A 13,515-nucleotide genomic window follows, 5' to 3' on the forward strand; every position below is an offset into this window, starting at 1 on the left:
CTTATGGCGCGTTCTCGGGCCTCAAATCTCGACTCAGCTAGTGGCGCGTTGACGGGCCTCCAGTTGTGCCTGATTGCGTGCTTGAACCTGTGCAGCGAGGACGGTCTCAATTTGTGTGTAAAGCTGTGCTTCTTCATTGTCCCGATCGGCGACAGTCACCACGAGTGCGTACTGTTCCTTGTCCAGAACATCGGGGTGATTCCAGTCTCTGTCTGATCGGGTGACAACGACGAACCACTTTTCTTTGGGGTTGCGTTGTTTGAACGTCCACCGTGAGGATTGAACGGTGCCTTTACTACGCAACTGCGCCGAGATGTCACGATTTCCGGTCATGTCATCGTTGCGAGTCGCTTCGTCCTTCTGGTAGGCGTGGTTGAAGGACTTCTGCACCGCTTCTAGGGAATCGCCCTTTACCAGTCGATAGCTGATCTGAGTGGCGACGTACTCGATCCGTGTTGTTCGAACAGCCGGCGTGTAAGCCAAGGTGATGCTGAGCTCTCGCTGCCCGCGTGAAGCGCGAAGGAATGAGGGAGGAAGAGGGAGTTCATAGAATTGGCTGGAATCGCGCTCAATGGCTTCTTCACACATCAGCACGACGCAATGGTCGGAAGATCGGAAAAGATCGTTGTCGCTGATCTGGCCATATCCACCGACGTCTCGGGCGATTTCGCGCTGCCAAGTCGCCTTGTCCTTGTGGTAAGCCTTCTTCATTTCGTCAGTGAAGGTTGATTCAACTTCCGCCGGGAAATAAGCGTGATTGACAAGCATGGCCCGAAGCAGATTCGCAGACGCCTCTGGGTATTCGTTCAGCAAGCGCCCCGCCAAATGCGTGACGTATGGGGCCGAAAAGCTCGTTCCGCTGATTTCCTTGAAGACGGTGTTGCCCTGAAACGCATTATTGAGCGTGAGTACGCCAAGTCCTCTTGTGCTGGGATCCCATTGCTCCCCATCGCGCCGCATCGGGCTAGCGAGATTGCCGCCAGGTGCTACCAGCTCAGGTTTGAGAGCGCCTTTCACAGATGGGCCGTGCCGTGTGAAAGGGGATGGCTGTGATTCGCTAGCCGGCGAAAGCTGATGGATGTCAGGGTATTTCTGGCTATCCACGGTGGCGTTGTGGCGAGCAATGCTTCCCACCGTCAACACGTTCAACGCCGGGGCTGGATCGATGATCACGCTTTGGGAGTTCAGGAGATACTCCGGGTACTCTTCTCGCCAGCTGTTCACGGGAACGGGCGGATCCATTGATCCGCGAAAGTTTCCGGTCGACACCACAAACAGGACGTTATGTTTGCGTGCAAGAACATCGAGGATGTACGCCAGTCCTCGGACATGCATACCGTCGTAGGGCGCGTTCGAATTGCCTAGCGACAGGTTGAAAATCCTGCAGCCGAGGTCAATGAAATGTTCGATGGCATTGGTGAGCGTTGTTTCGACCGAGTGTTCATCAAACACCGCCTCGTCTGAGTGCTCACACTTGCGCATCACCTTGGCGTTGAACAGCCAAAATGCGGGATGCCAGTAGTTGCTCTGATCGCAAGCTTCAACGTCGCCATACAGCACGATTCCTGCCACCGCTGTACCGTGGCCCGCCTCATCAAATTCATCCTGACCACGAACAAACGAGTGGCTCTCACCGATAGCGGAGCGCAGCAGCGGGTGGTTGGTGTTAATACCGCTGTCCAAGATGCAGACTCGGGCAGCATCGGCGTGCGGCGCGTGAATGTTGAGCGGAAGCTCTGCGATATCACGGTTCAGTTGGGGAAAACTGATACCAGTCTGAGGAATGAGGTCTACCAGGCGGACATCGCGATGATCCAGTAACTGATCGGCCTGTTCCTGGTTAACCTCCACCCGATACATGAGGAGGCTGTCCAAGTTGATGCGATCAATTTGCCTCGCGCCGATGCCAGCCAGCCAGGCTTCGAAATTGGTGTGGGTTCTGAGACGGACGGGATGGTTGGCCGTATGATACGGCCAGAGCTCCACATCCAGACTGAATGTCTGCGTTTGGGGCATTCCTTTGTTCTGAAGTGCCCAACTCATCCGATCTTCGGCAGACCAGCTGTCAATGCCCTCAATCGCGGTCAGCACCTGTTTGTAGGTGAGGCTTTCGCCTGAAACCCCTAACTTGTTCAGATGCTCCTGGAATTTGGCGAGACCTTCTTCGGTAGCGAAGACAACGCATAATTCCTTGCCCTCATGGCTTACAAACTCCAGGCCATGAATGTTGAGGTGCTTAAAGTTCAATGCCCCCTCATAGCGAATTTTCAGAATATAAGTGGCGCTGTCTCTGTCTTGGGAGGCGTTCTGCTTTTGGACTTCAGCTTTGGCGGTCGCGAAATAGCCATTGAGCTTCTGCCCATGGCCTCTGAGGTCATCAATCTTTCGCGGGGGAGGCGCTTGTCTCGTACGACGATCGTTACTAAGCTGCTCACGATTAATCGTGAGGTGTTTGTAGGTAGCCAATTACATCATCCCTGATTGAGGTGGTTAATGTTTTCGAAGTCCTTCGCGAACAAGAGCGCTGCGCAGTTCTTTGATAGTAAGGAATTCTTGGCCCCTCAAAATCATTCTTTTAACGGCCCTGCGAACCACACGCTCTAGGTCGGCCCCGCTTTTTCCTTCAAACTCCGCGAGCAGCTCGTCGTCGTCCAATTCAAACTGCCGCCGGATGCCCCTCAGTTTGAGCTTAAGTAACATCGTCAACTGTGCGCGGTTCGGGAGCGGGAACTCGATCGCCTCATCAAAGCGACGCCAGATGGCCGAGTCCAGGATGCTCTCATGGTTAGTCGCAGCAAGGATCAAGCTTTTGCCGTCGTAGGCATCCATCATCTGCAGCACCGCATTGACTACACGGCGAAGCTCGCCGTGCTCAGCGCTGTCGCCACGTTCTTTACCAATCGCATCAAACTCATCGAAAAGTACGACAAGCGAATGGTCGGCAATGAATTCGAAGACTTTGCGCAGGTTGGCAGCGGTCTCGCCCAGAAACGACGAAACGAGCGCGTCCAGGCGAACAATCGCCAGTGGTCTATCCAGCTCAAAGGCCACCACTTCGGCTGCGAGCGTTTTACCGCAACCAGGAGGGCCGAAGAAGATGACCTTACCCGAAGGCCTCATACCGTAGCTGCGCAGGATGTCCGAGCGACGATGCTCCTCCAACATTTCTTCAACCATTGCAGAGCTGGTTTCTGGAAGGATGATTTCTTCCAGTGAGCGCTTAGGAGGACGAATGTCGAGCAGGGGGAGTCCACGCTCTTTATCCGTGGGAATGTCGAACTCAAACTTCGGTTTTCTCGGGGAAGACTGCTTGTGCAGGTCTCCACCGTAGAGGATCTGTTCCAGATCGTTAGCAAGCAGGTGATGCTGCTTCTGGCGCTCTTCTTCAATGATCGCTTCGGATGCGAGGCGAAACGCCGCTGGATCACCTAGGGTGCCGGCTTTGAAGAGTTGCCTGAGGATTTTTCCGTTAGCCATTTTTGGCTCCTGCAGTAGAGAATTTTCTGAGCCGTTGGCTCATGAAACTAATCCCTGATCAAAATTGATCTCAGCAGAAATGCGCTAACAGGATAGACAGGTCTGAGCGAACATCATCGTGGACTCCATTCCAAATATAAAGTTTAAGGTAGCGCCGCTAACCTATTGATGAGCATCTGAATGTCATTCTTTATTCCCGAAAAATAGGGTATCGAAATGGTGGCATTTTGTCCAGTAGAGGACGTTGGGATGGTGTCATTTTGCTATTGCCTGGTCTGGCGGGATATCTGTGCATCCAGGCGGTGGCCATTTGGCGGTCGTCGGAACGAAAATGCTAGGTGGTTCGGGGTACGCAGGGGCGCCACTAGCGGCCTCGCGCCCTTTGTCTTGCATAGTGCTCCCCTTCTGAATCTGCCTAAGTGGGCTCTGCCCTAGACCTGTCCCGACAAACGGTCGTGGTTTGTACCAACGCGATTTCCAAAGGGCGGGGAGTCACCGCGCAGCGCGTCTTCGGTGGGCTGTCAGCCGGGTCGGTATTAGGGGCAATGGGGCGCCGCAATGGATCTGCCCGCATCGGTGGATGTGAATTAGGGTGTTCTGGGTGAATCGGTGATCTGGCCCTCGGGTCGGCCTGCATAGTCGCTCATCCGCCTTCCGGTGCCTAAACGCTAATAGTCTCCAATACCTTCAATTGTTGTTTAAAGACTTCATGTTTATTGGGGTTTTCATGGGAGTATTTAAGGGGTTTGGTACAGGTCTTTTCGCAGGTTTTTATGAAGCGATTGGTTTTTGCGGTCTCACCTAATTAGTAGCGCTTGTCCTTAATATTGTAGTTTGCTCAATATAAGTAATATCCCTAAGTAAGGGTGTGGCCGAAAAGATTGGGCAGATACTTGCGGAGTGGTTTAGTTGGATCTATGTTTGTTTCGTTGGTGGTGAGTTATAGGCTCTAAGAGTGATGATGTTGGATGATTTTCTTTGATGATGGAGGCTAAGGATGCGTAAGAAAATTGACCAGAAAATAGGCCCGCGCGTCGTGCACTATTTTCGAAATGTTGATCTAGCGAGTAAGTCGCGTCCGGAGTTCATTCCCGAAGCGTTTCCGCTGAATTGCGAATATGCCGATGATCAATGGTCTGCAGGTTTTCTTTTGAGAGCCGCTGTGCGTTTCCAACACATCTGGGCGACCTATGGTGTCCGAGAGGGCCACAGAACCATTATTAGCCCCCAGCCGGCGGTGTGCTTCTCTGACTTCAACCTGGCTGACCTGATCGCCGTGCGTGATGGTTTCAGTCCGCGTAGCGAGTCAGCCACCCAGTACGCCCTGACCTTCCCGTTGAAGGTCGCGCAGAAGGGAGGAATCCAGCCAGTGGTTGGGAGGGATGCAGGACATAGTGGATCCCCTACGGGCGGCAGCGAGCCGGAGTGGAGGTGGTTGCACACGGGGAACTATAAGCGTCGTATCGAGAGGATTGAGAGCAGCGGATGGGAAGGTAACACTATCCCAGGACTTAAACTGTCCCAGAAGAAATGGGCGGGAATAGGGGTAGTTGTTCCTGATATGGCGAGCGCTCGGGCACTTCAATACGACATTCTGTCTCTGATTGATCGCCAAATCATTTCCACTACGCACTTTGATCATATCCTTGTATGCGACAAGCTGCCGGATAGCCTTGAAGGCCTCAGTGAGAATGAGGTGAATTCTGCATTCGCCAGCGCGTGTTATGACTTCAAATCATGTTTGAATGTCGGAATCTTGTCTCAGTTGATCTTGCCATTTGATTTCGGGTCGCGGGTACTGCTACATGACGGGCCTGTTCGTAGAGAGCCAGTCGTAGAAAGGGGAGGATGCTGGCTCTGGTTTGAAGGCAACACTCACGAGTACGTCAGGGCGTTAGTAATGGCTGGTCGAGTCAAGGTCAATAAGCATGGCCGGTACTTGGCCTCGTTGGATGAATTGGAGAATCTGAAAGAGTTGCGGTTGCGCCAAGACGCAGCGCTGAAGTTGGGGCTTGAGTTGTATAAAGACTTCGGTATTCGGAGCAGTTATTTTAGTGTGTTAAACTCGCAATCTTTCGACGATGTTCCATCGTTCAGCGGCGACTTGTGCGAAACAGGATATTACGTTGTTGATACCAATGTCTCTGATAAAATATGCGCCGTTGGAGAATAGGTTGGTGAGGAGTGAACGGGCATCTTGCAACTTGAAGGATTTGGTTCTTTTAATCGTCCCACTTTTGTTGAATGGCGTCACTAAATTCTTTATAGGCAAAAGCCTGTTTTCGTCGTTGGCTGAGCCTGATTGAATTACACCTATGATCAGCTGTAGCGACACAGGCCGCGGCGCTGGCATGGGGCCACTGACTTTTACCTGAAGGAAGGTTTGCTAGGTAGGTTCGTGCGGTTGATTGATGTCTGCGGCATCCTATTTGCTTCGTGTTTGCTCGATTAGACAAGTGCAGGGAGTCGTTTGTATTTACGACTGGTATCTATAATTCCTAGATATATTTCGCGCTGAATTTGTTCAACTGAGAAACAGCTCCGTAACGATAGATGCTTGGGTGAGCCCGGCATGTCCCAGCTAAAACCGTTGAAACGTTAACCCAAGGAGTAGGCGCCGATGTAGCTTACGCTCCGGTTAGCGTGCGTTGCAAATAACAGGAGATTACATAGAGTTCGCCTTCACGTCGCCTAAGGTCAGGTGCGGAGGAAGTAATTGCTATAAATATGATCTAGCTTGTGTGGTAGTTGAAAGTTAATTAAGTTGTTTAACTATTTGTGGGCTGAGCCAGTGGAGGTTCCTCCCTCAAAATAAGTAACTCTTGGTTGTTGTAAGTAAATTGGAGCGGAAAGGAGAGCGAGGCGGAGCAAGGGGAAAGAAGGTGCCTGGTGGGCTGGGAGCTAGGCAGGCGAGCAACGCTTCAGATCAACAGCGTCCTGAAGGTAGGCGCACAACGATCAGCACTGGATGATGAGTTGTTATCCTATTGAAATATATAAGTATTCCTCCAATGCTGCTGACCGGAAGTCTGCCATCATCAAGCATGTGACCTATTTAACCCAAATTGGGCAAAAAACTTGACGTAACGCCTCGCTAAGCAAACATATCTCCCATGCAGCCCCTGTCGACGTCGCGATGGCGAGCTCAGCCAAACTTATTTGCAGGGATTTAGTTTAAAGAGAGTCTGTCCGATTCGGCGCGCTTGTGTGCTGCGCATAGTGACGCACGACGAAGTTATTTGCCTAAAGAGCACGTGTAAATCTAGGAATGCGTTTGGCCGTGTCACATAACTTTGGTACTTGAGGCAAATATTTTTAGTTGGCTTTAAATAAGTTTGCGTTGATTGGGATACCATGGTATTGCTTATAATATTAAAATTTAGAGTGTGAGTCTCGTGATTAGGACAATTTCATTTTCTTACTATCCTCGTGTTTTTCTAAGCGGGGATTTTATATCTGAGGTTGTGGGTTTCTTTGCTAATCAAACTGACCGCAGTGTCGCTGCGCAAGCCTTGGGGTTGTTGGATGAGTTTTTAGATATAGCTCGCTTGGATATAAGCGCCTTGAAAGACCCGATGTTTATAGCCGCATTCTGGGGGTTTCTTCTAGTAGAAACTAATGCGACAGATGTTTACGCTTGGATACTAGTTAGTAAGGTTAGGAAGGTGGGACATTTAATAGGCTTAAATGTTGAGGATTTTAAAATTGTTTGTGGCAGTAAGCTGAAGAATAAGTGTAAGGAATACTACAGGTCTCTTCGTGTGAGTCGGGAAAGAATCAATTACTATCAAGGCTGGTGGCTTTCCTATCCAGATAAAAAACCAATATTCGTGTATTTGTCGGCTGTTTATGACCAGTTCGGAAAGGGTGTATGTGACGAATTTTATCGCCGTATCCGGGATCATGTAACTAAATACCCTTACATTAGCGCTATGTCGGTGAACCGAAGTGTGTCAATGCTATTAAAATCTTTAACTAAAGCATTTAAGGATAAATTCGAACTGGATCTTGTTCAAGATCCCATCGAAATGCACGCGTTCTTTGAACACGCCCATGCGCTCGAACAGAAAAGAAGATTGAATCAGGGGCTTGATATGAAAGCGTTCTCGCGAGATTGGTCTGCGATGATGCGAGTAGTTGAAGATGTTTTCATAACGCACGAGCTGTTTCCGGCAAAATTATATGATTTCGCGTTTGAAGAATATGTTGGCGTTGTGGATGGTAATCCATTCGCGAAAGGCGGAAGTATTAACCTTGTAAGTCTCATTACAGCCATGCCTTCTCATATCAGCGATGAGTCTGCAGCAAAGCGTCTGTATGACAAAATAAATACCGATGTTGATACTATCGTACAGGCATGTGAAGAAGCGCGCCTTGAAACTCTAGAGGCATTTAGAAGGCAGCAGGCTGCGGCCGTAAATTGTTCAAACGAAGAGCTGTTCGCGAATGCGACAGAAAAAGAAAAACAGTACATGCTTCTATGTAAAAAATGGACTGACAACGTATATTTCACGCTTGATGACTACAAATTTGAAAAATTTTATGGTGTCAAAAAGGCTGAAGCAAGTCGAGAGCTTAAACTGCTAGATAGCGTTACTTTGTTACCATTTATTTATCTGTTGATTAATGAAGTTCCAGCTATAACCAAATCTTGGTTGTTGGGGCACAAGTACACCGATAAGTATAATCAAAAATTTGGATTCAATGACGAGCTTAACTCTGCTACTGGATTGAAGCCACGCAGAGGCGCTGCAGATGCTGAGCAAACCTTACGCCTCACTGCGAAGGCCAGAGTTCTGTTATCCGAAATTTACGAACTGACAGGTGAGGCAAGGGCCTGGTTACAAGCGCATAATGATCCAGCAGCGCGTTATACGTTATTGAGTTCCTCTACAGGTTTGGCCTCACCTACCAGGCTCGGTAAAATATCAGGAATGAGCGCTCAGAAAAATTGCACGAGCTTATTGGCAGAGAAAATCTCCTTCTATTTCGGTAAGCATTCGAAGACACTCCTGAGACGACTGTCACTTAAATCCATGCGTGCCACTGCCGGTGTGATTGTCTATTTCAAAACGTCAAGCGTCCAAGCGATGTCTGAAGCTCTAGGTCACAAGCATTATTCGGCAAAACTGCTGGATAGATATTTGCCTAAGGTGATCAGGCGTTACTATCTTGGCAGGTGGATTAGAACTTTTCAAGATGGAATCATCTTCGAGTCTTTCCAGGATTCAGAACACCTCCTGGATGTAATAGGACTAAATACGCTCGAAGAGCTTGACGAATTCCTTAAGCACTATCGGTTGAAATCTTTGCCAGGTCAACTGAACCTAAAAAATTGGTTGCCAGCAGATGAGAGGAATCCAAGCCAAATTTTAAACAAAGGGATAATACCGGTTGAAATTGGAATATCTACTTTCATGGTTTGTGTCGATCATGTTGTCAGCCAGTTAATTGCTTCCGGGCATGAGGTGCCCGAAGTGCTTCAAAACTGGCGCAATACTGCCGCGCTCACCCGGCACGCGGTTGAGCTTACCAAAAGTGGCGAGCTCGATTTGGTTGACCATAAGGTGCTATCTATCTTATCGAAGATTGAACTATCAGAGCCTTTGGTAGCAAAAATTCATCAGCTTATTGGTTTCAAAGAGGCAGCATGAAAAACACAAAAAAAAGCCGCCCAAAACATTACAGTCCGGGGAACTTATCACCTGATCATGCTGACTTTGAAAACCTAAGCTTTTATGACCAGCGCATGCTTTTGAAGAAAACCAAAGAGAATGGTGCTTTTGGCGACAAAGATCTAGACTTTCCCGACTGGCTGGTGAGTGGATCAAATTTCAATTCTAATGTTTGGCATTGTTGTTTCGGTCAAGCAAGTAGCAATATTCGGATTACAGTGGACTTCCGTATAGAGCTATATGATTCATCTCTGCTAACTGATGCTAAGAATTCGACATTGCTTAGAGGGATAAAAACATTTCTAGCCATACAGATACATCCGAAATATAACAGAAACAGAAGGAAGTCGGGCGGTGCTGAAGCTAATCGGTTTAGGCTTGGCATGAAATTTACAGACCACCTACTGATGAATGGTGAACGTCTTGGTTTAATTACCTCTGGCTTCAACCTCATACGATCTGTTGATTTAACGGACTATCTGATTAATAAAACCGGCAATCCGGCATCTTCATGTTTATACGATTATCCATCGAAGCTCGAAGGCTTTCTAAAGCGCGCTGCATCCGGTATCTCTGAAAGCCAAATCAGTGAAGCAGAGCTGATATTTGAAAATTTGCGCGATTTGCCTCCGACCTCCGACAGGAAGTTGTTGCTAACAGATGATGAATTAATAAAGGCTCGTACGTATATCGTAATTAATAATTTTTTCTCTCGTCAATTTCGTATGGTGAAATACAATTCCTCTGAGTTTTTGTGTTTCTTTTACAGAAATACACTTGCAGGAAGGAGCTTGGTTCCGCCTACCTTTGATGAGTTAAATGAAGGCATTGCGTGCAATTCAGAGTTTCCCGCAGTGCCCGTGCGCAATGAGACCACTCGGCCACCCTCGAAGCGTGTCATATCAATCCATTTGAAAGTTGTCCGGAGTCTAAGGTTGGCGCAGGAGTTGGTTCCAGGACTTAAATTCAATTCTAATGTGTGCGTTAATTTGAGTCTATCTAGTATCCTTAAAAAAGTGGGGCCGAAGCCCCTCGGTCGTTATCGGTCAGTACCAGGTGAGGTAGTATTTAACTTAATTCGTGATTCATATGACTACATATTTAGGTTTAAAGCACTAATTATGCCACTTGTTGCTAAGCTGGCCGGTACAAGCCATGGCGATATTCGGCTCCAATATATTTCGCTTGACTCTGCGGCGAAAATAATTATTGACTCTGAGCTCCAGGTTCTCGGAGGGGACTATAAGCATTGGTTAATTCCTTATTCAACTCAAAGCCCTGCATATCACCCTTTTCTTCGCCAAAATCAAGCGTTGTTTAATTCATATCTAATTTTAATGGGCAGTTATTTGGTGATCATTGGCGCTTTGACCGCCCGTAGGCAGACTGAACTGCTCACCGCTGCGTCAGAAACGTGTCTATATCCGGATGTTAATCCTTACGATCCCGCTAACCTATCCGTCGAATACGAACTGGGCTTCATGGCAGGCAAAACCGGTAATCGGCATGCCAAAGAATTTTTGACAGTTCCAATCCCTACGCTGGTTGCCAAGTTACTCTGGGATCTCAAAATATTTCACCATGCATTTGTTCGCGAGGGCCTGATGCCTGCGGACATGCCTTTGTTTTTTTACGTTGGGGCAAAAAATGTCACCGCTAGGCCGATGAGCCCATCTACCTACAATAGTTGTCTTACAGCGATCTGTGATTATACTCAGACACCAACTATTGAATTGAATGGTCGGGTACACCGGTTTTATGTGCGTCAGCATCAGTTTCGTCGTTTTTTCGCAATGGTTTTCTTCGCTTCTGCAGGATTTAAAGATCTTGATGCACTCCGTGCATTCATGGGCCATAGCGATATTCAACATCTGTACACTTACATTGTTGAGGTCACCCCAGGGGCCATGTTACAGGAGGTCAAGGCAAGAACACTTACTGAAGCAGCTCTAGCTGAATCTCCTACTATCGAAAACATCAATGTTCTCAAGAGGTTTCTCTGTGAAGTTAATAATGTTCACGACTTAACTCTCAAGGATGTCTCGTCCCTAAAATCGATCTTGCGTCGGGCTAGTGCGTCATGTGGTGAACAACTTAGGAGTGATATACCTAGCCTTTCAGAAACCGACGTGTATGACAATTTAGAGTATCTTTTAACTCTTAAGCTAATTGATTTGCAGCCTGATTTTGTGCGTGTTGAAGACGATCAAGGCATCCGCCAGGACGTCCATTTGATTGTAAAGTTGAAATTGTGATGAAAAAACCTCATCGCACAAGCGAAGCTACAATTGTGATGCTTGTAAAATTGCTGTATGGGATATTAGATGAACCGCAGCAGTACGCGGCTGATCAAGTGATTAGGGGGGCTGTGAAGTCCCAGGTAAAGTTGGCTGCTTATGACAACCCGGAGTTAGGTATCGTTGGATGTAGTCTCAATACTTTCAAAAAGCTTTGCTCTGGCTTAGGTGAGGGCTTTGAGGGGGTAGAGGATTTAAGGCTGTTGGTCAACAGAGCTTTTTCAAAATTGAAGACAAAAAAAACCAAGCCTGGTTCTCGCCGATCACTGCAAGATGACAAGGCGAAGCTGCAAAAAGTCATTTCGGCGCAGGACGTAGATTTGCAACGCTTGACATTGGTGATTACCGAGCTGATGAGGCTTTCTCTTGATCTCGCGACTTTGGATTTAGTGAGTCCTAAAGAATACTATGATCTAGAGATCAAAAAGATCATGAAAATCCTTGGTACCAGGAGATTGTAAAATGGTAGCTAATCAGCTCCACCGCCCTCTGCCCCCCCATGCTACTCTGCACGATGGCCTTACCTATGATGAGGGGGAGACGAGTTGCGCCGATCTACCATGCTTCTATTGGTCTAGTGGTGAGTATTGCTTTGAGGTTAACGCATATATTCTTAATGTATGGAGATTCGAAAAAGCATCACTCCTTAACAATGGGGGGTCGTTGAGGCAGTATTGCATGCAGATCACTCACCTTATCAGGTTTTTAGAAAGGAATAGGCTAGGTTTTTTACAATTGACTGATACGTATTTTACAATGTTCATTAAAGGTCTTAGTGCTGAGGTTGATGAATATAATGACCCTATAAAAGTGCCAGATACTGTAAGGGCTATTGGTACAAAATGCCTTGACTGCCTATCTTTCATATCGAGCCTTTTCAATCGCCCCGATTTTGTTTCTGAAGCAGGAGTTGTCAAAGCGTTTAAGGTTAACCAAAAGCAACGACGTGATGATCCTTCCCATTTCAGAAAGGTCGTCTGGTATCACCACTCATTTCCCCTTTCTAGTGGTGCACGAACCAGAAGTCCTATCACGCCCAGTGCAATAACTGCCCTAAAATCCGCTGCGAGAAAATGTTCCCGGGATGTAGCGTCTCGTTCATTACTACTCATCTCCATTCTAGTAAATACTGGTAGTAGGCGTTGTGAAGCTGCCCGGATCCGAGTACCTGACATCATGCGCGCCTATAGGTCTTCGCTCTCACACCCCTTGGTGAAGATTCCTTCGGCTAAAGGTTCGAATGAATACCGGTTCGTTCCCGTTCCGCATGTGGTGATTGATACCTGGGTTGCTTATATTGAAGGTGATCGTGCTGATATTATTTATGATATCAGCCAAAAACCACAGTATTCTGGTTTTGTTGATCATGGATTTGTTTTTGTGAACGCCGTAAACGGCAATGCGCTGGCGATTAATACTATCACGAACGGTATTTCAGATTTAAAACAATCAGCAGGGATTTCTGAGCGTTCACATCCACATATGTTCAGGCATCGCTTCATTACTGAAAAGTTTAAGGAGTTGATCGTTCATTATGATTTGCAAAACACCGATGTGATGCGGCGAGCTTTGGCGAACGCTGATGTGATCAAGCGGGTGTTGCAGGAATGGACTGGTCATAAAATAACTGAGAGCTTGGATCGGTACATCCACCTCGCGTACAACGAACTTGCCCGCATGGAAGCGGTTGTCAGTGATGTGTTCGCGGATGCTTCTGTGAAAGCTTTATCAGCGATTCTGGATGATTATGAGGCGGACTATAGGGCCGGGCTCATTTCTGCTCAAGACCAGGAAGATCGCTCCATAAGCACGATTAGAAACTACCTGCGCACCCGTACCTGATTCCTGCTTCCGAACCACGGAAAGGCCAATACGGCCTGCGGTTTGCCCAACTCGGACATCTCTTTATGCAAGGCAACGCTCCATGGTGGCGGGTCATCCATCCGCCATTGTTGCTCTCTCTACTCTGGTTGGCTCAGTACCGTGTGGCGAGTCCCTCGGGGCATGATGCTTCTGATGCGTGTACCGCCTGGGGTTCAATTTGTGCCGGTATAAGTACCAGCAGG

7 protein-coding genes are annotated in these 13,515 nt (G+C 47.9%); 5 read left to right on the top strand and 2 right to left on the bottom strand.

What is annotated here, in order from left to right; genetic code table 11:
• Positions 1–33 precede the first annotated feature (33 nt).
• On the bottom strand, positions 34–2,466 hold the full coding sequence (locus tag AWM79_RS05730) for a S8 family peptidase (RefSeq protein WP_060782375.1): 2,433 nt from the start codon (positions 2,464–2,466) through the stop codon (positions 34–36).
• Between the two features lie 24 nt (positions 2,467–2,490).
• On the bottom strand, positions 2,491–3,477 hold the full coding sequence (locus tag AWM79_RS05735; protein WP_060782376.1) for an AAA family ATPase: 987 nt from the start codon (positions 3,475–3,477) through the stop codon (positions 2,491–2,493).
• Between the two features lie 997 nt (positions 3,478–4,474).
• On the opposite strand from AWM79_RS05735, the gene AWM79_RS05740 reads away from it, so the two are divergent.
• The 5 genes from AWM79_RS05740 to AWM79_RS24145 all read left to right on the top strand — a co-directional run bounded on the left by AWM79_RS05740 (position 4,475) and on the right by AWM79_RS24145 (position 13,291).
• Positions 4,475–5,650 (top strand): DUF4427 domain-containing protein, encoded by a 1,176-nt coding sequence (locus AWM79_RS05740; RefSeq protein WP_060782377.1) that lies wholly within the window; start codon positions 4,475–4,477, stop codon positions 5,648–5,650.
• Between the two features lie 1,222 nt (positions 5,651–6,872).
• Positions 6,873–9,131 carry a hypothetical protein gene (locus AWM79_RS05745; protein WP_060782378.1) on the top strand — a complete coding sequence of 753 codons (2,259 nt, stop codon included), beginning with the start codon at positions 6,873–6,875 and terminating at the stop codon, positions 9,129–9,131.
• Positions 9,128–11,407 (top strand): hypothetical protein, encoded by a 2,280-nt coding sequence (locus AWM79_RS24880; protein ID WP_156430084.1) that lies wholly within the window; start codon positions 9,128–9,130, stop codon positions 11,405–11,407. Before AWM79_RS05745 ends, AWM79_RS24880 begins: the two co-directional genes overlap by 4 nt.
• Positions 11,407–11,910, top strand: coding sequence for a hypothetical protein (locus tag AWM79_RS05755; RefSeq protein WP_060782380.1), 504 nt, complete (start codon positions 11,407–11,409; stop codon positions 11,908–11,910). Before AWM79_RS24880 ends, AWM79_RS05755 begins: the two co-directional genes overlap by 1 nt.
• Positions 11,911–12,127: 217 nt before the next feature.
• The gene (locus AWM79_RS24145; RefSeq protein WP_167375420.1) at positions 12,128–13,291 is read left to right on the top strand and encodes a tyrosine-type recombinase/integrase; all 1,164 of its coding nucleotides are present in this window, start codon (positions 12,128–12,130) and stop codon (positions 13,289–13,291) included.
• Positions 13,292–13,515: the final 224 nt, after the last annotated feature.

Origin of the sequence: Pseudomonas agarici, from assembly GCF_001543125.1 — a bacterium.
GTDB lineage: Bacteria > Pseudomonadota > Gammaproteobacteria > Pseudomonadales > Pseudomonadaceae > Aquipseudomonas > Aquipseudomonas agarici.